Origin of the sequence: Microcoleus sp. FACHB-68 (genome assembly GCF_014695715.1) — a bacterium.
GTDB lineage: Bacteria > Cyanobacteriota > Cyanobacteriia > Cyanobacteriales > Oscillatoriaceae > FACHB-68.
This window is the reverse complement of sequence record NZ_JACJOT010000008.1, coordinates 493,132-515,248: the sequence shown is the minus strand read 5'-3', so window position 1 is coordinate 515,248 and position 22,117 is coordinate 493,132. Positions and strand designations below refer to the sequence as shown.

13 protein-coding genes and 1 tRNA gene are annotated in these 22,117 nt (G+C 45.3%); 6 read left to right on the top strand and 8 right to left on the bottom strand.

Annotation, left to right across the window (positions count from 1 at the left end; all coding sequences use genetic code 11):
* Positions 1-361: 361 nt before the first annotated feature.
* The gene (locus H6F73_RS11120) at positions 362-796 is read right to left on the bottom strand and encodes an SRPBCC domain-containing protein (RefSeq protein WP_190758824.1); all 435 of its coding nucleotides are present in this window, start codon (positions 794-796) and stop codon (positions 362-364) included.
* 155 nt (positions 797-951) lie between these two features.
* On the opposite strand from H6F73_RS11120, the gene H6F73_RS11115 reads away from it, so the two are divergent.
* Positions 952-2,343, top strand: coding sequence for a malic enzyme-like NAD(P)-binding protein (locus H6F73_RS11115; protein WP_190758823.1), 1,392 nt, complete (start codon positions 952-954; stop codon positions 2,341-2,343).
* A 156-nt stretch (positions 2,344-2,499) separates the two neighbouring features.
* Here the strand turns inward: H6F73_RS11115 and H6F73_RS11110 are convergent, their stop codons facing one another.
* A complete protein-coding gene (locus H6F73_RS11110) occupies positions 2,500-3,156 on the bottom strand; it encodes an MBL fold metallo-hydrolase (protein WP_190758822.1) in 657 nt (218 codons plus the stop codon).
* A 3-nt stretch (positions 3,157-3,159) separates the two neighbouring features.
* Between H6F73_RS11110 and H6F73_RS11105 the strand changes: the two genes are divergently transcribed.
* From H6F73_RS11105 to H6F73_RS11090, 4 genes are all read left to right on the top strand, one after another.
* A complete protein-coding gene (locus H6F73_RS11105) occupies positions 3,160-4,629 on the top strand; it encodes a site-2 protease family protein (protein WP_190758821.1) in 1,470 nt (489 codons plus the stop codon).
* 276 nt (positions 4,630-4,905) lie between these two features.
* Positions 4,906-10,296 carry an AAA family ATPase gene (locus tag H6F73_RS11100; RefSeq protein ID WP_190758820.1) on the top strand — a complete coding sequence of 1,797 codons (5,391 nt, stop codon included), beginning with the start codon at positions 4,906-4,908 and terminating at the stop codon, positions 10,294-10,296.
* A 2-nt stretch (positions 10,297-10,298) separates the two neighbouring features.
* Positions 10,299-11,684: an FADH(2)-oxidizing methylenetetrahydrofolate--tRNA-(uracil(54)-C(5))-methyltransferase TrmFO gene (trmFO, locus tag H6F73_RS11095; RefSeq protein ID WP_190758819.1), complete on the top strand. Its 1,386-nt coding sequence runs from the start codon at positions 10,299-10,301 to the stop codon at positions 11,682-11,684.
* Positions 11,685-11,771: 87 nt separating this feature from the next.
* Positions 11,772-11,844, top strand: a tRNA-Arg gene (locus H6F73_RS11090).
* 146 nt (positions 11,845-11,990) lie between these two features.
* On the opposite strand, the gene H6F73_RS11085 is transcribed toward H6F73_RS11090, so the two are convergent.
* From H6F73_RS11085 to H6F73_RS11065, 5 genes are all read right to left on the bottom strand, one after another.
* A complete protein-coding gene (locus tag H6F73_RS11085) occupies positions 11,991-12,377 on the bottom strand; it encodes a type II toxin-antitoxin system VapC family toxin (protein WP_190758818.1) in 387 nt (128 codons plus the stop codon).
* On the bottom strand, positions 12,374-12,625 hold the full coding sequence (locus H6F73_RS11080; protein WP_190758817.1) for a type II toxin-antitoxin system prevent-host-death family antitoxin: 252 nt from the start codon (positions 12,623-12,625) through the stop codon (positions 12,374-12,376). The genes H6F73_RS11085 and H6F73_RS11080 overlap by 4 nt, the downstream gene beginning before the upstream one ends.
* Positions 12,626-12,802: 177 nt before the next feature.
* Positions 12,803-14,371: a circadian clock protein KaiC gene (gene kaiC, locus H6F73_RS11075; RefSeq protein ID WP_190758816.1), complete on the bottom strand. Its 1,569-nt coding sequence runs from the start codon at positions 14,369-14,371 to the stop codon at positions 12,803-12,805.
* Positions 14,372-14,480: 109 nt separating this feature from the next.
* Positions 14,481-14,798 (bottom strand): circadian clock protein KaiB, encoded by a 318-nt coding sequence (gene kaiB, locus H6F73_RS11070; protein WP_190759611.1) that lies wholly within the window; start codon positions 14,796-14,798, stop codon positions 14,481-14,483.
* Between the two features lie 166 nt (positions 14,799-14,964).
* Positions 14,965-15,900 carry a circadian clock protein KaiA gene (locus tag H6F73_RS11065; RefSeq protein ID WP_190758815.1) on the bottom strand — a complete coding sequence of 312 codons (936 nt, stop codon included), beginning with the start codon at positions 15,898-15,900 and terminating at the stop codon, positions 14,965-14,967.
* Positions 15,901-16,220: 320 nt separating this feature from the next.
* Here H6F73_RS11065 and H6F73_RS11060 point away from each other — a divergent pair, with 320 nt between their 5' ends.
* Positions 16,221-19,745 (top strand): ATP-binding protein, encoded by a 3,525-nt coding sequence (locus H6F73_RS11060; protein ID WP_190758814.1) that lies wholly within the window; start codon positions 16,221-16,223, stop codon positions 19,743-19,745.
* A gap of 105 nt (positions 19,746-19,850) precedes the next feature.
* Here H6F73_RS11060 and H6F73_RS11055 read toward each other — a convergent pair whose 3' ends face one another.
* Positions 19,851-21,857 carry a glycosyltransferase family 39 protein gene (locus H6F73_RS11055; protein ID WP_347239517.1) on the bottom strand — a complete coding sequence of 669 codons (2,007 nt, stop codon included), beginning with the start codon at positions 21,855-21,857 and terminating at the stop codon, positions 19,851-19,853.
* Between the last annotated feature and the right edge of the window lie 260 nt (positions 21,858-22,117).

The following is a 22,117-nucleotide window of genomic DNA, read 5'->3' as shown; positions in this document are numbered from 1 at the left end:
TTAAGCGGTCTGTGCTTATCTCTGTTCTTCAGCGACTTCTTTTACTTCAGATGCCGGTAAGCTTAATGCTGCTGCCATTTGTTCTACATTTAACCCCTATTCTAACAACCGGGGAATCGCTTCCCGCCTTGCTTGTGCTTGTCTGTATAAGAATATTTAATCTCGGTTGAGGTTTGACTGTTTGAAACTGTCATGAGCAATTTCCTCAAATTAATTAAACCTGTCTCAATTTTATCATTTTAGTTATTTTTTAATAAATAAATTGAAAATATTTAAACATGATATTAAAATTTGGTTAGTTTTTATTTATTTAGACTTGAAAAACAACAAAAACAAGATTGATTACGCTCAAATACCGGCATTAAGACCGCTCTGCATAGCGCTTCAATTCTTTGGCCATGCGTTCCATGCCTTTTTTCTCATCATCACGAAGAAAAGGTAAAAATACGCGAGTCAGAAAACCGGAAAAATTTTCTCGATGTATGTATTTAGTGCGGCCAACGCCAATTTCTTGCAGCTCAAAAATGTATTCGTGGCGAAACCCCGGAATTGCAGAAACCCATTTTAAACAAACTGCCGGCAGAACTAAAGTCACCACCGGCTCAAATTCTGTCTCTTCCTCACCGCGCACGCGCTGCACACAAAGTACCACTTCTTTCCCCTGCTCAAATGGCAGAGCCGGCTCGCGATCAAACAAAAACGTATTCCAGTGCAACCACTGGTCTTTTTGAATCAAAACCTGCCAAACTCGCTGCTTGGGTGCATTAATCTCGATTTCCACATAGAGACTTGGCATGAGGGTAGAAGTGTTTATTGGTGCAGATAAATACAGTTATGAGCCGGTTGTTCCCATAAGCTATGAACGATTGTCGTAGAGATATGCTATGTTATGTCGCTACACAAAAATTTACTTGCCAGATTTTGACCCCCCACAGGAGAACGCAAGCAGTCATGGTAGATCTGACACCCACCCCCAGTTTTAGTTTAACGATTCGTTTGCAGCTACCCAATCGCGCGGGTATGCTGGCTAGCGTCACCCACGCTATTGGATCTGTCGGCGGCAACCTGGGTCAAATTGATTTAGTCGATCAAACGCGCCAGACATCCGTTCGCGATATTACCGTCGATGCCACTTGCACAGAACATATCGAAACCATTGTAGAAGCAGTCAAAGCGCTGCCAGATGTGCAACTGATCAACGTGTATGACCGAACTTTCCACCTGCACCGGGGCGGCAAAATCAGCATAGAGAGCAAAATGGTGATCAACAGCCATTCGGATCTGGCAATGGCCTACACCCCTGGAGTGGGCCGGATCTGTATGGCAATTGCACAAGACCCAGAACAAGTTTATAACCTCACCATTAAACAAAATACCGTTGCGATTGTCACCGATGGCAGTGCTGTCTTAGGATTGGGCAACCTTGGCCCAGCAGCAGCCTTGCCGGTGATGGAAGGCAAAGCAATGCTGTTTAAAGAATTTGCCGGCTTGGATGCTTTTCCCATCTGTTTAGCCACCCAAGACACGGATGCTATTGTCGAAACTGTCAAAAATCTTGCCCCTGTATTTGGCGGCGTCAATTTAGAAGACATTGCAGCACCCCGGTGTTTTGAAATTGAAGCGCGGTTGCGGCAAGAACTAGATATTCCTGTGTTTCACGATGACCAACACGGAACCGCCATCGTCACCTTAGCCGCCTTGATTAACGCCCTGAAGCTGGTGAAAAAGCCCCTGGATAGCGTGCGAATCGTGATTAATGGAGCCGGTGCTGCTGGGGTAGCTATTGCCCGCCTGCTGCATAAAGCCGGCGCTGAAGCTATCATGATGTGCGACTCCAGAGGCATTCTTTCCAAAGATCGGGCCGATTTAAACTCGCAGAAGCGGGAATTTGCGGTTGAGCAAGCCGGCACTCTAGCGGATGCGATGGAAGGTTCGGATGTGTTTATCGGCGTCAGCGCTCCGGGAGTTGTCACTACCAAAATGGTGCGTTCAATGGCCAAAGACCCGATTGTTTTCGCAATGGCCAATCCCATCCCGGAAATACAGCCAGAATTAGTATCGATGGATGTCGCTGTTATGGCCACAGGGCGCAGTGACTACCCCAACCAAATTAATAACGTCCTAGCCTTTCCAGGCATCTTTCGCGGGGCGCTTGACTGTCGGGCGCAAGCACTCACAACAACCATGTATTTAGAAGCCGCAATGGCGATTGCGTCTTTAGTCAATCCTGCCGATTTAGATCGAGAGCATATTATTCCCTCAGTCTTTGATAAGCGCGTTGCCACGACTGTTGCTGCTGCTGTGCAACACGCTGCCCGTCGAGAGGGGATAGCGCGGGATTAAGGGGCATTGGGGATTGGGCATTGGGCATGGGGGATTGGGCATGGGGCATGGGGCATGGGGCATGGGGCATTGGGCATGGGGTTAGGGGCTAGAGTTGACTACTAACCACTAGCCACTGCCTTTCCCTACTCAGGACTCAGGACTCAGGACTCAGCACTAAACTAAGGCTTGAGACTGCCGGCAACCTTCTAAGTCAAGCTGGGCTAATCGCCCGTAAGCGCGATCAATGACTCGTTGACCGCGCAGGTAGCCGGTGTTGGCACCAGGGCAGATATAACTTAGGGTTGCCGGTGTGAAACGGTCGATGAGTGACTGAACGCTGCGGATTTGTCGTGGCCAGTGAAAGGTTTTTGAGGTTCGCAAAGGCACCGGCTCACCTTGTTGATTTGGCAGCAAATGACGCCCGGTGAACAGCACTCCGCCACTGCCGGCATAATACAGGCAAGACGAACCGGGAGAGTGTCCGGGTGTCCAAATGGCTTGGCAGCTAGGGCTGAAAGTAAACTCGTCAGAAAAGTTTTTTACGGCTAATTCCGGCAAAAGATAGGCTTCTTGCTCTTGAATGACGATTTCACAGCCGGTTTCTTGCTGAATTTTCTCTGCCTTGCCAATCGCGCCCCGATGCGTGAGGAATAACGACCGCACGCCGCCTTGCTGCTGCAAAAATTCTAAGTTAAGCTCATCAATTGCCGGACAGTCGATGAGGATATTGGCACGGTTTTCTACAATGAGATAGGCTGTTGCTCCCAAGGTATCTCGGTTGGGTGAAAACGCATAAACGGTATCGAGGGCAGCCTGTGGTTGCTTGGGCATAGCATGGTTCTCTGGTTGCTCCTGTTTCTAGGACTGTTTACATATCTCATTTTGCAGCGCTCTGTCGCTACTGTAACCCGCACGCCGGTGTGGATTTTGTGGCTGGTGATGATGGCACCGGCTTTGGTTTGGTGCGCGTGGGTGTTAATTTATGGCCAAGACCAACCCATGCCTCTGGCACTGGCAATTGGCCCATTTGTAATTTGTCCGCCTATTTACTGGTGGCTAATTCACTTGGGCCGGCGCGAGGCAATGCCACCAAAGCAGCCGGTTGAGCCAGATTTAGCTGATGAATCGCCTCAGACAGACGATTCTAAGAAGGATCGCCCGTCTGTGCGTCCGATTACTCAAGCTGAAGAAACCCAGCTACGCGATTGTTTTCCCTGGTCTACTTATTATTTGCAAAACATTGAATACCGGCCTCAAGCGGTGATCTGCTGGGGCCGGCTGCGGACAAATCCACAGGAGGCTTACCAGACTGTTGAAGAAAAAATAACCGCCTTATTTGGTGATCGGTTTTTACTGGTGTTTCGAGAAACTCTTAATCGCAAACCTTTCTTTGCACTGGTGCCAAACCCCTACCGTGAGGCGGCTGAAGGGCAAAAACCTGAGTTGATCACGCGCCCTGTTTTTGCGTTAGCGCTGCTGGTAATTACGCTGTTCACGACGACGCGATTTGGGGTTCAACTGGTTGGGATGGCTGACAAGCTGCCGGCGAATCCAGCTTTACTGCTTAAGGGACTACCATACGCTTTGGCACTGATGGCGATTTTGGGCGTTCACGAGTTGGCCCATTACTTGACAGCTCGGTTTTATCAAATTCGCACGACGCTGCCCTATTTTATTCCTTTGCCTTTTTTCTTGGGCACGTTTGGCGCGTTTATACAGATGCGATCGCCGGTGCCGAATCGCAAAGCGCTGTTTGATATCAGTATTGCCGGCCCTTTAGCAGGCTTCGTCGTAACGGTGCCGCTGCTGGTTTGGGGGTTGGCTCACTCTCAAGTGGTTCCCTCGCTTCCCAGTGGTGGGATGTTAACGTTTGATGCGCTCAATCCTAACTTTTTTCTGTTGCTGAGTCTGTTGAGTAAGCTGGCGTTGGGCGGTGCGCTGGGTGCCGGTAAGGCGATCTCGCTGCATCCGGTTGCGGTTGCCGGCTATGTCGGGATGATTGTTACTGCGTTCAATTTGATGCCGGTTGGCCCGCTTGATGGCGGCCACATCGTTCATGCCATGTTCGGACAGCGCACCAGTTTAGTTGTGGGTCAAGTCGCCCGGTTCTTGATGTTAATTTTGTCTTTTATCCGGCCTGAATTGTTGCTGTGGGCGCTGCTGTTAATCGTGATGCCTATCCGTGATGAGCCGGCGCTTAATGATGTCAGTGAACTTGATAACCGACGCGATTTTTTAGGATTAATCGCATTGGCTTTGTTGGTGTTAATTCTTTTGCCGGCACCTCGAATTCTTTTTAATTAAAGGCTCAAATTTCTGGCTTCAACCCTGTCCCCATTAACCGAATAATTTCAATGAGTTTGAGGAGTCATAAACTATTGTGTTGTTGGCTCCCAAAACCGTACCTGATCAAGAGTTACCCTCAGATGCTTGGGGATTGGGTTGAAGCCAAAATTAGGGGATTGCTGAAGCTACTTGGGGAGCCGATTGCAGACAAGTTATTTTATAAGTTAAAGTTTTATGATAATTGTATCTATCCTAAGATAGATTAATGATTATTTACAGCAAAAAACTATTGATATGATCACCCTTGCCGGCATTTCTGTTAAAGCTCAAATTTATGAAAGCGCCAACTCCCTAGTATATGGAGGGATTCGGGAGTCAGATCATCAACCCGTTATTCTCAAAGTTCTCAAACAAGATTACCCGACGCCGGCTGAACTCACTCGCTATCGCACAGAATATCAAATCACGAAGTTGCTGAATCTGGCGGGGGTTGTTCAAGTTTATGATTTACAGAAATATCAAAATACCCTTGTGATGTTTCTCGAAGATTTTGGCGGCAAATCTTTGAAATATTGGATGCAGCAGGGCCGATTTACTTTAGAAGAATTTCTGCAAATTGCCATCGCTACAACAGACGCATTAGGGCAGATTCATGCAGCAAATGTTATCCACAAAGATATTAATCCCTCTAATGTTGTTTTTAACAAAGAAACCCATCAATTAAAAATTATTGATTTCGGGATCTCCACCAAGTTAACGCGGGAAACACCGGCTTTAAAAAATCCTAACGTTTTAGAAGGCACACTTGCCTATATGTCGCCGGAACAAACCGGCAGAATGAATCGGGCTTTAGATTATCGTACAGATTTTTACTCGCTTGGCGTTACGTTTTATGAATTGCTAACAAATCAATTGCCTTTTGAAACGGATGATGCGCTGGAATTAGTTCACTGTCATATTGCCAGAGTGCCGGTGTCGCCATCAGAACTCAATCCAGAAATTCCCAACGCTGTTTCAGCAATTGTCATGAAGTTGATGGCAAAAACTGCTGAAGATCGATATCAGAGCGTTTATGGAATTTTAGCAGATTTAAAAGAATGCTTGAATCAACTTCAATGCAACGGAAAGATATCAGATTTTTTGGTTGCCGGTCAAGATATTTCCGATAAATTTCAAATTTCACAAAAACTTTATGGCAGAGAACGAGAAGTTGAGACTTTACTAACCGCTTTTGAGCAAGTTTGTTTGGGGCAAACTGAAATGATGTTAGTAGCCGGTTATTCTGGCATCGGCAAATCCGCGTTAGTACAGGAACTTTATAAACCCGTTACCCAGAAGCGCGGCTATTTCATCTCAGGAAAATTTGACCAGTATCAGCGCAATATTCCCTATAGTGCGATTGTTAGTGCTTTTCGCGAATTAGTCAAACAATTGTTAACAGAAAATACCCAGTCGCTTCAAGAATGGCGAGAGAAATTGTTAGATGCCTTGGGGATTAATGCCCAAGTAATTGTAGACGTTATTCCTGAAGTGGAATTAATCACCGGCAAGCAACCCGCCGTTCCAGAATTAGGCCCAACAGAATCTCTAAATCGCTTTAATTTAGTCTTTCAGAACTTCATCAAAGTCTTTACTCAACCCTCGCACCCTTTAGCCATCTTTTTAGACGATTTGCAATGGGCAGATGGAGCTTCTTTAAAGCTGATGCAACTGTTAATGAGCGCTGCCCCAAGCGGGCTATTTTTAATTGGGGCTTATCGAGATAATGAAGTTTCTTCAGCTCATCCGTTAACGTTGACTTTAGATGAGATCGCTAAAAATGGTGTAGTTATTAATCGAATTTTTCTGTCACCCTTGGAGCTAACTACTGTTATTCAACTCATTTCAGATACCCTTAATTGTGAAGCAGAAATCGCCAAGCCACTTGCCGAATTATTGCTTTTCAAGACGGATGGCAATCCCTTTTTCTTGAGTGAGTTTTTAAAATCTCTATACACTGATAATTTACTAAATTTTAAACAACCAGAATCTAAATCTCAAGATTCAAAAATTCTCATGGATCGGGGAACGTGGCAGTGGGATTTAGCAGAAATTCTAGCTAGAGACTTTACTGATAACGTCGTCGAGTTGATGGCAAGCAAAATTCAAAAACTGCCCAATAATACTCAAGAGATGTTAAAGCTCGCTGCCTGTACGGGCAATCAATTTGAGTTAGCAACCTTAGCAATTTGTAGTGAAAAACCTTTGCAAGACGTTGTGAGCAGCTTGGAGGCAGCAGTTGCCAAAAGTTTAGTCGTAATCCTGAGCAATCTCAGTGATTTTGGCTTTTCTGACGATGTCCTTCCTCTTAATTTGCACGCTCTAGAATATAAATTTGTTCATGATAGAATTCAGCAAGCCGCTTATTCTTTGATTCCCGAAGCTGAGAAATTAATTATCCATCGGCAAATCGGGCGACTGCTATTGCAAAATACGCTTCTAGATAAGCGAGAAGAGAAAATCTTTGACATTGTTAACCAACTCAATTTTGGGATTGAACTAATCACTGAACGAAAAGAAAAAGACGAATTAGCTCAGTTAAATCTCATAGCCGGTAAAAAAGCTAAAGCATCTACTGCCTATGAAGCAGCTTTCAGTTATCTGCAAACAGGCATAGAACTGTTAGGAAAAGAAGGCTGGCGGAGGCAGTATGAGTTGGTTCTAGAATTATCTATAGAAGCCGCAGAAACAGCTTATCTTAATGGCGATTTTGAACAAATGGACAAAATCGTTGAAGTTGTGGTGCAAAAAGCAAAAACTGTTCTGGATCAAATCAAAGTTGTTGAGGTAAAAATAACCGCATTTACGGCAAAAAGCCAGCTAGAAGAAGCAATTGATATCGGACTGAAATTTTTAAGGCAAGTGGGCGTGAAACTCCCCAAAAACCCGAATACCTTAAATATTTTAATGGGATTAATGGAAATCAAGCTAGCGATGGTAGGAAAACAAATTTTAGATTTAGTCGATCTACCTCAAATGACCGATCCTTACAAACTAGCAGCGATGCGTATTCTGTCAAGGATATTTTCTCCTGCCTATTTTGCCGCACCTAAACTTCTACCGTTGATTGTGTTTCAACAGGTTATTCTCTCAATCAAGCACGGCAACAGTCCTAAGTGTATCGATGCCTATAGTAGTTATGGATTAATTCTTTGTGGAGTGGTGCAAGAGATTGAGTCGGGTTATGAATTTGGTCAATTATCTTTAAGGTTACTAGATAAATTCAGCCTCAGAGAGTTTAAGTCTAAAACTCTCCATATTGTGAGCTGTTTCATCAGCCATTGGAAAGCACCGGCTACAGCACAGCTATTACCTTTAGTAGAGGCTTATAAAAGTGGGCTAGAAACCGGAGATTTTGAGTATGCTACCTATGCAGCTTTTGCTTATTGCTGTTACTCGTATATGATTGGCAAAGACTTGCCGGCTCTAGAACTTCAGATGGCAGCATACAGCCAAGCGATGAAGCAATTGAAGCAGGAACAAGCGCTTTCTTTGTTAAAATCTTATCACCAAGCCGTTCTTAACTTATTAAGTCAAGCAGAAAATCCCTGTAATTTAGCCGGTGATGCGTGCAACGAAGAAAGTGTGATACCTCTACTAATTGAAGCAAAGGATCGCACCTCACTTTTTGCGCTTTACTTAAATAAGCTAATTCTTTGTTACATATTAGAGCAGTATCCTGAAGCTTTATCAAATGCAACTTTTACTGAGCAGTATTTAGATAGTGCTACGGCAACGCTTTGCATCGGTTATTTTTATTTTTATGACTCTTTAACCCGGCTAGCTGTCTATCCCACTGTTGTTAAAACTGAGCAAAAACAATTACTTCAGAAAGTAAAAGCTAATCAAAATAAAATAAAGAAATGGGCAAAATTAGCTCCAATAAACTACTTAAACAACTTTTATCTGGTGGAAGCAGAGCTGTGTCGAGTTCTTGGTAAAAGTGCATTAGCTCTAGACTATTATGAGCGCGCCATTTCCCTAGCCAAAGAACATGAATATATCCATGAATCTGCATTTGCTTATGAACTGGCAGCCAAATTTTATTTATCTAAAGGGAAGGATCTGAATGCCAAAGCCTATATGCAGGAAGCGCGTTACTGTTATCAGCTATGGGGTGCCACTGCTAAGGTTAAGAATTTAGAGACACGATATCGGCAGTTATTGGTGACAGCTCAAGGCGGAATTAAAGACACTAAAATTTCTATCTCTCTAACTAGCAGTGGCTCAAGTTCATCACTTGATATTGCTTCAGTAATGAAAGCTTCTCAAGCGATTTCTGGTGAAATCGTGCTGGATAAGTTGCTGTCTAGTTTGATGAAAATTCTTATTGAAAATGCGGGGGCACAAAAAGGCTACCTGATTCTAGAAAGTCAGGGAAGGTTGCTGATTGAAGCGGTTAGCGAAGCGTCGCACGATAATGCGATAGAAACAGTAAGTTCTGAACAGATAACCGTGTTGCAATCAATTCCTGTTGAAACTTCTCAAAACTTGGCTGCAACAATTATTAATTATGTTTCTAGAACGAAAGAAACTATCGTATTAAATGACGCGAGTTGTGAGGAAAAGTTTAGTAACGATCCTTATATCAAAGAATGCCGACCTAAATCAATTCTGTGCGTCCCACTAATTAATCAAGGAAAAATCGTTAGTATTGTTTATTTAGAAAATAACTTAACAAGAGGAAGTTTTACGCCTGAACGAGTGGAAGTTTTAAAATTGTTATCTTCCTCTGCTGCTATTTCAATTCAAAATGCCAAACTTTATTCTGAGCTGTCTGAAGTAAATCATGACTTAGAAAAAGCTCTAGATAACGAATTAGAATTAGCCGAAGCAGCGAGTCGCTTTGTGCCCAATCAATTTCTATCTTTTCTGGGCTATGAAAGCCTTACGGAGATCAAATTAGGTGATGCCGTACAGCTAGAGATGTCGATTCTCTTCTCCGATATCCGCGACTTCACAACCTTATCAGAAAGTCTGAATCCGGCAGATAATTTCAAGTTTATTAATTCTTATCTGTCTTGCATGGAACCGGCAATCGTTGAAAATAATGGTTTTATCGATAAATATATCGGTGATGCAATTATGGCCTTATTTAGTGGCGAGGCAGATAATGCAGTGAAAGCCGGCATTTCGATGCTTCATCGGCTTGCCCAATACAACCAACATCGCATCCATTCGGGCTATCATCCTATTCAAATTGGCATTGGTATCAACACCGGCACCTTAATGTTAGGAACGGTTGGCGGACAAAATCGCATGGATGGCACCGTAATTAGTGATGCGGTAAATTTAGCTTCGCGCGTAGAAGGTTTAACCAAAAATTATGGCCTGCCATTATTAATAACCCAACAAACTTATGAACGATTGACGAAACCGGCAGATTATGCAATTCGCACCATAGACACCGTAAACGTTAAAGGTAAATCCCAATCCGTCACAGTCTATGAAATCTTTGAAGCTGACCCGCCGGCACTCAAAAACGGCAAATTAAATACGCTACAATCATTTACAGAAGCCTTATCGCTCTACAACTTAGAACAGTTCAACAAAGCGGCGCAATTGTTTGAAGAGTGTCTGCGCCTCAACCCAGGCGATCAAGTCGCTCAAATTTATCGGCAACGCTGTTATCAGAATCACCGCTAAAAATGACAGAAAAACAACCGATTCACGTAATTGGCGGGGGACTCGCCGGCACCGAAGCAGCTTGGCAAATCGCACAAGCAGGAGTGCCGGTAATTTTACACGAAATGCGCCCCAATCACCTCAGTCCAGCGCATCACACCGGCGAATTAGCAGAATTAGTTTGTAGTAACTCATTTGGCGCAAAAGCAACGGATCGCGCTGCCGGTTTACTCCACGAAGAATTGCGGCAACTCGGTTCAATTATTATCGGCAAAGCAGACGAACATAATGTGCCGGCAGGCGGTGCTTTAGCCGTAGATCGAGCGGTATTTAGCCGGAATTTAACAGAAACCCTCGACGCTCATCCCTTAATCGAATTGCGCCGAGACGAAGTTCACCAAATTCCCCCAGACGGGATTACTGTCCTGACAACCGGCCCGCTCACCACTCACAATTTGGCGGCAGATTTGCAGCGGTTCACCGGCATGGAATACATGAGTTTTTTTGATGCCGCCAGCCCAATTGTTGTGGGAGAGTCAATTAATTTTGATATCGCGTTTCGTGCTTCTCGCTACGACAAAGGCGACGCAGATTATATCAACTGCCCCATGACGAAAGAGCAGTATCTAAACTTTTGGCGAGAAATATGTGCGGCAGAACAGGCAGAATTAAAGGATTTTGAACGGGAAACAGCCAAATTTTTTGAAGCGTGTTTGCCGATTGAAGAAATGGCTAAGCGAGGCGAAGATACGATGCGCTATGGCCCTTTAAAGCCGGTGGGATTATTCGATCCCCGTAAAAAAGCCGAGTTGGGAGATGACCCCATCGAAGCGCGAAAGTTTAAAATCCACAACTGCTACGCGGTGGTGCAATTGCGCCAAGAAGACAAAGCCGGCCAATTGTGGAATATGGTGGGATTCCAAACAAATTTGCGATGGGGTGAACAAACGCGCGTATTTCGGATGATTCCGGGGTTGGAAGAGGCGGAATTTGTGCGGATGGGTGTGATGCATCGCAACACGTTTATCAATGCGCCGCAACTACTTTATCCAACCCTGCAATTTAAGCAGCGTCCAACCTTATTGGCGGCAGGACAATTAACCGGCACAGAAGGTTACACAGCAGCAGCGGCGGGAGGTTGGCTGGCGGGAACCAATGCGGCGCGGCTGGCGCTAGGGTTGGAAACCGTGAAGCTGCCGGTGACAACGATGATGGGTTCGCTGTTTGAGTTCATCAGTTCCGCTGAACCGAAGCATTTTCAGCCGATGCCGCCGAATTTTGGAATTTTGCCAGAGTTGCCGGTGAAAATTCGCAGCAAGCAAGAACGCTATGGCAAGTATCGAGATCGCGCATTGGCTGACTTAGCCGGCTGGCGCGAATCTCAGCTAACTTTGGCGATCTGTTCTTAACCAACGGCTGCCGGCTGCCTTCTTCCCCTCTTTCGGATCAGGTTACTGGTCAGCCGGCTTAATAAGTGCTATACTACTTAAATGTTAGGACACGTAGCTCAGTGGATAGAGCATTAGATTCCGGTTCTAAGGGTCGGGGGTTCAAATCCCTCCGTGTTCGTTAAACTTACAGTGGCTCATAATTGCTGATTAAGGCTGTTGCCATCATCCAATTATGGGTCTTTCTGATCAATTGTTCTTATTTAGCTGGCAGCAATCAAAGCTTCGTAGATTACCAAAAGCACTTGCCTAGAATTGCAATAAGTCTTACCAAATGCTGCTCACGGCATATTGAGTAATTAGATTATCTATCGTTAAAATAGGAATTTTTTCAATTTGACTTTGAGCGATTAAAATCCGATCAAAGGGATCTTTATGATAGCCTGGTAGCTTAGCAACTTGCAAAACATGATTCATCTGAATTGGCAAGCTCTCAAACTGATTAGCAGCTAATCTAGAAGGAATATAGGATTCTGGTTCTTCGGGTAAGATCAGCTTCCCTGTACGGACTTTAATCACAATTTCCCACGCGCTAGCAGCACTAAAAAGTATAGTATTGTCTGAATCTGCAATAATTCCGCGCACAGTATTGGATAACTGAGGCGCATCAGTCACCCACCAGAGAAATGTATGAGTATCCAGCACAACTCTCATAATTGAGGTGTCGTCGGATTAATAAAATCGTTGATGACATCTTCTGGCAGAGGATGATCAAAATCAGGTGAAACGATTACTTTACCGCGATCTTGTCCGGGAATACGAGGAGATTTGGCAGAGATGGGAAGCAGTCGCGCCACAGGCATCCCCGCTTCAGAAATGATGACTTCTTCACCTTGTCTAACTCGCTGAAGTAATTCAGTAAACTGTCTTGTTGCTTCGGGTACACTGACATTTATTGCCATCTGGCTTTTACCTATCATGTTTAAAAACAGCAAAGGCGCATTGAGCATTAGGTAGCCGACGAGTTTGGGATAATTTACCCCAGAGTAAGAAAGGGGAAATTAGGTGAGAAATTGAGTATTTTTTCCTCTCACCCCCTCTCTGTAAAACTAGGACGGCTGGCTGCAACTAAAGTTTATTTAACTGTCTAAATCCTCGTTTTTCTTGCCCTGGACACCTTTTACAATTCGGGACAGTTCGCTCTTTTCATCAATTGAGATTCGGCTGGGAGATCCACTAATAATTCGTTCGTAATTGCGGAAAGAATCTTTAATCTCTGGGCCATTTTGACTAATGGTGTACTCACGAATGCCTTTATCATGCCAGGAACCCCGCATTTTGAAGACATTAATCGCCCGCGCCATGTCTCCGCGAATTTCCACATACTGCAACATGATAATCGTATCGGTAATGGTGGAAATATGGGAGTCTGTAATCGAATGAGAACCCATAAATTGGTCGGTGGTGTTGGTGAAGAAGCCGGTGATTTCTTCTTGCTTGGCATAGCCGGTGACGCCAATGACAAACTGACGAAAGGCATTGTTGCTGATTCCGCGTTCTAAAGCCGAGAGAGAGTCAATCGCAAGACGAGCCGGTTTAAAATCCGTCAATTCTGATTTAATAATTTGCAAGTGGTCTTCTAAGCCGGCAGATTCCGGGTAAGCACAGCGGATTTTTAGCAATCCTTTCTGTTCCCATTCTTCAAAATCAATGCCCCATGAGTAAGCATTTCGCAATAACTGGGCGCGGGATTCTTCGTAGGCAAATAGCAAAGCACGTTCGCCATTTTTGCAAGCATTTTCAACAAATTTGCTCACCAATAGTGTCTTGCCGGTGCCGGTTGCCCCAGTTGCCAAAATAATCGAATCTTTAAAGAAACCACCGCCGCACATTTCGTCCAGAGTTTTGACACCAGAAGAGACGCGAATGTTGGAAGATCGCTGAGTCAGTCGCATCGCGCCGAGTGGGAAAATATTGATGCCTTCATCAGTCATCGTGAAAGGATATTCCCCTTTCATGTGAGTTGTTCCGCGCAGCTTCAAAATTTCCATCGTGCGACGCCGGCGTTCGCCTTCTAATACATTTCGGACAATCACAACATTATCTGAAACAAATTCTTCTACGCCAAACCGGGCAACCGGCCCATATTCTTCCACCCGTTCTGTTGTCATAATCGTTGTGACGCCAACTTGTTTAAGGCGGGCAACTAAACGAAAGATTTCCCGTCGCACCACAGAGGCTGCATCATACTGCTGAAATACCGCTGTTACGGAGTCGATGGAAACTCGTTTTGCCTTATATTTACGAATCGCATACTGAATCCGCTCGATCAGGGCAGATAGGTCAAAACTTCCCACCACATCTTGCCCTTCTGGATCAGGAGAAGCATCCAGAATAAATAATTTTCCTTCATCGATCAAACCCTGTAAATCCCAACCAAAACTTGAGGCATTTTTAATAATATCGGCAGGAGATTCTTCAAAGGTTACAAAGACGCCGGCTTCATCAAATATTGTGATCCCGTTATAAAGAAACTGAACAGCTAGCATCGTCTTGCCGGTTCCAGAAGTGCCGCTGACTAAGGTGGTTCTCCCCACCGGCAGACCTCCATGACTGATGTCATCAAAGCCTTCTATCATCGTGCGAATTTTCTGGACTCCCCTGGCTGGCAATTGATTGGGTTGCCCTATTTGCTGAAGTTTATTCATAGCTTTAGTTGTTCAAAACTGAATGTAAATTTACGAATTGAATATTTGCCCTAATTTTTTTTACCACAAAACCCGCACGATAGGGAAAAGCGTGCTTTCAACCCTTTATTTAACTAAGCTTTTGTTCTTCTTCACACAGTTCTTCATAAAGAAGGTCTAACCCAATTAAAACTTTCTCTCGATCCGACAGATCGCCAATAATTTTGCGAACCGGCGGCGGCAAGATTTTTGACAAGGTTGGAGTTGCCAAAATTTTGTCTTCCTCAGCCAGTTGCGGATTTTTAAGAACGTCAATCACTTTCAGCGCGTATACACCCTGAAACTCCTCTTCTAGGATATTTTTGAGAGTTTTTAAAGCCCGGACAGAGTTGGGAGTATTGCCGGCCACGTAGAGCTTGAGAATATAAGTTTTTTTTAGAGAAGACATAAGTATAACAAGGGTGAAGGTTAAAGTAGGAGCGTGGCTGTGCCATGTCTGTACATGGGTGAAGGGTGATAGCGCAGCGTGCGCGTAGCAAATAAAGTAAAGGGCAAGCGATTTCTTTCGAGTCAAAACGTTTCACGGAACGCAGCCCTTCACTTCTTACACGTTCTCACGACTCTTGGGGGAGAGATCGGCGATACATCTCGCACAGATGAGCAATGGTATCAATCAAGGTTAAGCGGTAGTCAAGCAGAATTTCTTCATTCCGACCTTCTAATTTTAGCTGTTTGGCAAAATCATCCATTAATTCCATGTGTATCTCAACTATATTTGTTACCGGCACATCGGCAAAAAAGGCGATGTTTACAAAATTATCAATTTTTTGATTTAAATTATTATCATCAGAAAAATAACTTAAAACAATCTCCCGGTAATCTGCTTTTAGACTGTCTAAAAATTCGCGCCTTTCTGCTGGGGGCAGATGCCGTAAAAATCCTTGGGGATTCCTTTTATAATACACACCTAAGTATCCTAATCGTTCCCTCAACTTCTCGGACAGCCGGCGCTGCTGTTGCAGGAGTAAATGCTGGGTGAGGGATGTGGCCGCAGAGTTGCCCCCAGATGCCGGTCTTGTCAAGTCTCCGTAGGGAGAAAGACTGAGAAATTCCGTCAGTGCTTGGTGAATAAAATCTGTAATCTGGTTAAACTGGGCTGTGGATACCCTAACCTCCGCACTGTGGTAAAAGCAGCTCAAAACAGCCTCGTCCACCACCGCAGACCTTTGAGACATTGCAACCTCAACCGCACTGATGGTGGGATTTGCCGGCATTTCGTCGTTGTTGATCTGTGGCTGACTCACATCCACAATGACTGCCGGCAACACGATAACTTCCTGGCGCAGATGACTAGCCACCGGCTGCCAAGCGGGATCATCTTCTAAAATCAAACAATCAAGTTGTTGTTTTTTGCTCTCGACAAAGTGCAAAAATTCTGCTTCAGAGGTGAAGGAACTGACAGAATATCGCTCATTAACCAAAAGTCGTGTCAGAGACTCGGCGATTTGGTTGGAATGCAGGAAAATACAAATAGAGAGTTGAGGGCGCAAAGACGTAGCCGATAAATGAACAGAGTTGCTGTTTGTGTTACAGCATTTGTGATAACAGGAGCCGCCTAAACCAGAAGCTTAATATTTGCTTCAATATTCAACTCTTAATTGTAACCAATTGTAAGGGCAAAGCGTTCGATTTCCTCGCTAACAAGTAATAATTGAGCTGTCCCCCCTTGCAAGTTTCTACGGCCTTTGTCCCTCACAATTGAGAGCTTTGAGCCAAGGCTCGAAGTGTGGCCACCGGCTTGACTGCGCCGAACCCTTGCCACCGCACGATATGTAGGGGCTGTAACTTATCTGTAAATGCAACTTTTGTAATGTCAATCCCTACTTCCTATCTGCAAACATTTATAGCGTCTGTGCCCACTGTAACTCAGACATCCCGGCTGGCAACAGTGCTAGAGATATTCCGTCAAGGGCAGTGCGATCAAATCGTGCTCGTCAGTGAGCGCCAATCTCCCTTGGGCATCATATCCTTGCGGAACTGCCTACCCTATCTGATAAATGGCCACTTATCCCCTCAGCAAGAATCTCATGCCAGGAAAGACCACAGAACCCCGGTTTCTGGCGATTTAGACCCGCAACAACCCCTGTGGGCTACAGGACCCCCTCTGATCCAGCCTTTAACTGGACTGAGCGCGAGTCTTAGCCTAAATCAATTGTGGCCACACCTTCAAGCGCAGTCAAACCCCGATTTAGCTTTGGTTGATGCCGCCGGCAAGTTTTTGGGACTTTTGGATCGCGGGCGGCTCTTAAAATTTTTGGCAGAGCATTTAACCCCCAGCTTAGAAACCGGCATGGGCAGTGAAAACAGTGCTGAATATAAGCCGGCATTCACCATTGAAACCTCCCACTTCAAAACGCTCAATTCCCTGATCCAACTTCTAGAACGCCTGCCGTTGCCCTTATGTGTGCAAAGCAATACAGGTGAAATCGTTACTTGCAACTTAGCGTGGAGCCGGCAATTTTCAGAATTTCCCGGTTGGGAAACCACTGCTCACGGGGAGGGAAACAAAGAAAAACAAAGACAAAAATCTCCGGAAAAAAGTGAAAGTAACGAACAGGAAGCTGCCAGCGTTGAAACCTTCAAACACACGCTCTGGCAACGTCAAGAAAGCACAAATGCGATAGGAAGTGAAAACGCTGTAACTAACTGGAGCCAGCTCGATTTAGAATTGGCTGCTAGCTTAGGCGTTTGCTCCATGCCGACTGGGCAAGAGAAAGTTTGGCAATTTGTGAAAATGCCGCTGGGCATTGCTTTACCCAAACCAGAACCCTCAGAAAGTGCCGGCCCAGAAGAACGGATGGGCCAAATGTCTGCCGCCTACCGGCACTCGGCAAAGCGAGCATCTGCCGGCGAAGCGCATTCAATAGGCAGTGGGACGGCATCCGGTGAGGAGGCTTTCTCATTCTTTGCCGGCTCGAAAGAACCGATTAAAAATGAAAGCGAAGCATTAAACACCCACGCTTCAGGCTTCACTTCGCAATCAGAAGAAAGGCTGTGGTTGGTACTTGCAGAAGATGTCACAGAACACCAGCAAGTCGCCAAAGAACTGGCGGGTAAAAATGCAGATTTAGTCCAGCTAAATCGGTTAAAAGATGAATTTTTAGCCTGTATTAGTCACGAACTTAAAACTCCGCTCACGGCTGTTTTAGGATTATCTAGCTTACTTAAAGACCGCTCAATAGGAGAACTGAACGAACGCCAAGCCCGTTATGCGCGGCTGATCTATCAAAGCGGGCGTCATTTGATGACGGTGGTTAATGACATTTTGGATCTGACCCGCATCGAAACAGGTCAAATGGAACTGATTGTAGAGCCGGTGAACATCACTAACGTCTGTGATCGCGCCTTCAAACAAGCATGGCAGCAATCGGCCTCAGAACGTCAGGATACAGAGATCGACCAAGACAGTGACGACGAACCCGTTTTAGAAACGCAGTTTTCCATCGAAATCGAACCGGGACTGGAGACACTGGTTGCCGATGAGTTGCGCCTACGACAGATGCTCGTCCACCTGCTATCAAACGCCTTCAAATTCACAGAACCGACGGGAGCAACCGGCTTAAAAGTTAGCCGCTGGGAAGGCTGGATTGCTTTTACGGTTTGGGATACCGGCATTGGCATTGCTAACGACAAACAGCATTTAATCTTTCAAAAATTCCAGCAATTAGAAAATCCCCTGACGCGCCGGTTTGAGGGTGCGGGGTTAGGACTGGTATTAACCCAGCGCCTTGCCCGTCAGCACGGGGGAGATGTCACCTTTGTTTCTAAAGAAGCCGAAGGCAGTCAATTTACCTTGCTGCTGCCACCGTGTCCACCGCAACCGGCGGCTTCGCGGGAAGAACCGGCAGCCAACCGGCATCGCCTGGTGCTGATCGTGGAAACTGTTCCCCGGTTTATCGAAGAATTGACAGAACAGCTGAGCAGTTTAGGCTATCGCGTAGTGGTGGCCCGTGCCGGCACAGAAGCACTGGAGAAAGCCCGCCGGTTTAGTCCGGAGGTGATTTTCCTTAATCCCGTGCTGCCGCTGCTGTCGGGGTGGGATGTGCTGACTTTGCTCAAGTCCGATGCCGGCACTTGCCATATCCCGGTGATCGTCACCGCCACCCAAGCAGAAAAAGAACTCGCCACCCAAAACAGTGCGGAGGGCTTTTTGACGCTGCCGGTGCAACCTGAAGCGTTGCGACACAAGTTAACTGCGCTAACCCAGCCCAAGGAAAATCCCCCCGCCAAGCTGACGGTTCTGCGCCTGTGTGCCAATTCAGTTTCACTCGCCCTTAACCCCGATCCCTCCCAGGTGAGTGATGAAATTCCGCAGCTGATAGCAGACCTCAACAGTGTATTGCACCGGCATCATTACCGTGTCCTAGAAGCCGATGATCTCGAACAAGCAGAATTGCTGGCCCGTGTTTGGCACCCTGATGTTGTCTTGCTCGATACCACCGCCGGACTCGACGATCCGCTGGAGTACCTACAAGAACTGATCGGTCACAGTAAATTGGCCTCTTTGCCCCTTGTCACCCTTGATCGCAAAACCACTCAAGCCGCCAATCAAGTGACCTTAGCACCTGGAGGCCGGCCTCTCCAAATTTATCCCTGGTTAGGGAGTGCAGATGACAACTCAGCCAACTCCGATTCCTCTTGGCCGGCACTGTCTACCTTATTGCAGGTGATTCAAATCGCCGATGGCCGGAATTGGAAGCCGAGTATTTTAGTGGTGGATGTCTCGACTCTGCCAGATTTGCAGGTTTCTGTGCCTTTGGGATCTGGAAACTTAGACCTCAAAAGCGACTGGCAGCAAGCGCTGATTCAGTATATTCAAACCGCTGGATTTCGAGGGTTGACTAGCCGATCTTGGGCTGAGGTTTTACAACAGTTGCAAAACCAAAGTATTGATTTACTTTTGATTTACTGGCGAGAACCCAAACCCGAATCCACCTTCTTACAAGCACTGGCTAATTTGAATCAGCTCGAAGTTAAACCTCCGATTTTGGTACTCACCCAGCAAAGTGATGGGGAAACAAAAAATGGGGAGAGTCCGTTTAACCAGCCTTATGAAAGGAAATCAGAAGTTGCCCTGCAATCTGCACAGAGCAATTTGAACGGGCATGAAATTAATTCTTCGTCTCAAAGTGCTTTTTATTCGGGTCATCCTTCAACACGTCAGCCAGCCGGTGATACTCCATCTCATTCTGGGAATGTCTCCGAAAAATTTGGGCCGGCAGACGTTCAGATTAATCAAATTCTCAAGGAGATTGCGACTCAGGTTTTGCCCTCTAATTTGTCAATGGCGGCTTTATTAGAGCAAATTAACCAGACTTTAAGAATTCCGCATTAAGGAGAAAGTCTGAATTTTGGCTAAAACAGAATCACACAGATCATTGATTTGCGTGATTTTCTGAAGCCGGTTTTCACTTCTTATGGGGCAAAAAAAGGTCAGTTTTTAATTTTTGTCAATGGATAGATCAGATTGATTAATCCTAGCAACAACTTGTTTGGATACTCGAACAAGTTGATAAGCGCCGGCTTTGTCCAAAACTGTATATTGATTGGGTTGTAACCCGCCTTCTTCAAATTTTGAAGGGTATCCCACCATCAACACAGAGGTTGAATCTGCTTGAGTATCAGGAATTTTTTTAATATAATTAACGCCTGATCTCGCTCTACGAAAGAACTGCACCGGCTGCCGAGTGTAAAAGACCAAACTTGGTTTTTCAAACCCAATCATTACCAGTTCTTCACCGGGTTGCTTGATTTGAATGACCGTTTCAGCAAGTTGTCGCAGCGGCATCTGACGGTAGCGATCCATTAGGAAAAAAGCCGGCATCATCACAAAGATTAAAAAGGCGAGAAATCCTACTAAATTAACTGTCCAAAGCCAGCGTTTCTTTCGGTTCAGCAAAACAAACGCGCCGACACCGGCAACAATCGCCCAAATCACTCCGCCGGCTATCAATAAACCCGACTGCTGAATTACTTCAGATATATTGGGAATCGCTGGATCTTTGACCTTTTTCAGCCAGAGAATATGAGAGAAAAACGCTGCCGCACCTAACGCCCAAAAAGCTACATTTAGCCAGAAAGTCAAGCCTAAGAAATTAGAATAAAATTTTGTTTTACTTGGGGGAGGTTCTCCGATGCTTTCAGTTGGCGTAATTTCTACTGCTTTGCTTTCTTGGTTCTTAGCAAAATTAGCGGGAATCGAGAGGATAATATCGCCCCAAAGCAAAGCAACTAAAATAGCAGCAGCCGGCATTAAAGGCAGAACGTAGCTGGGTAATTTAGTAACCGCAATGGTGAAAAAGCCAAAAATGACAGCAAACCAAAATAGGGCAAATAAACCTAACTGATTGGAACGCGGTTGCCGACGCCAAATTGAACGTTTCCAAAAGCGTAGTCGCGCAATAGCTACCGGCAAATAAACAGACCACGGCGCAAATCCAACCAGCACGACCACAAAATAAAAATACCAAGGTGCCCAATGGTGATTGACGACACGTGTAAATCGTTCTAAATTGTGATAACCAAAAAACGAATTAATATAGTCTTCACCATTGGCTAAAATCACCAAAATATACCAAGGTAGCGCGATAGCAAGCATCAAAATAGCGCCGTAAATCGGTCGCATTTCCCGCCAAACTTCTCGAAAATTACCAAGGTAAAGTAAAAACGCCGCAATAATTAATGCCGGCAACACAATTCCCACCGGCCCTTTGGCGAGAATTGCTAAGGCAACGAGTACATAAAAGGCGAGATACCACGGGGAAGTAAACAGAAGAAAATTCCAAGGAAAAGGCTTTGTTTTATGGGTTTCTGGTAACTGGCTGTTTTCAGCTTTGGCATAACCGATAAAAAAGGCTAACAATGCCGAACCCATACAGCCGGTGAGCAGCATATCAGAGACACCGACTCTCGCCCAAGCAATGGTTTCGGGATTCAAGGCGATCAAAGATGAACCGATGAGGGCAATTAACCAAGGTTTTGCCGGCTCAACAGAAGAAGATTTTTGCGCGTCTAAATTTTCAGAAATCGTTTCTGTCGGTTCAGTTTCTAACTCAGAATTAGAAAATGGATTCTGCGGGGTAAAATATCGTAGCGTATAAAAACCTAAGCCGGCCAGAGCAATTGCAGACAGGGCTGAAGGCAAGCGTACCGCCCACTCATTAACGCCGACAATTTTATAAAAAATTGCCATCAACCAGTAAATTAATGGGGGCTTATCGAAGCGCGTCTCCTCATTAAAATATGGAGTAATCCAATCGCCGGTAACGGTCATCTGACGGGCGGCTTCTGCAAATAGCGGTTCCGTTTCATCAATTAAGCCGAATTTGCCTAAATTCCACAGAAAAGCCAGCCAGCAAATTAAAAATAACCACAGCATAGACAGCGTCCAAGCAATCGCTGGATGCTTCTGGCAAGATTTCAAGAAATTGATAATTGTGTGATTCACCTTAAATTTCATCAACTCAATAACAGGCGGTGATTTTATAGCTAAATGGAGCAGAACGGTCAAAACTATTGCGCCGGCAGCACAATACAGCCTCAGACTTACTTTATCAGGCGTCAGTTTCCCGTTGTTGTGCGAGAGAGGGGGAGAAGGAAATAAAGCGAGAAACGATCTGGCGCTGCCGGCAGGCTAAAAAAAACCGGCCCTTGTAAGGAGGAGAGGGGAAAGCTGACAAGGGTAGGTTTAAAGACTTAGCGGGTGTT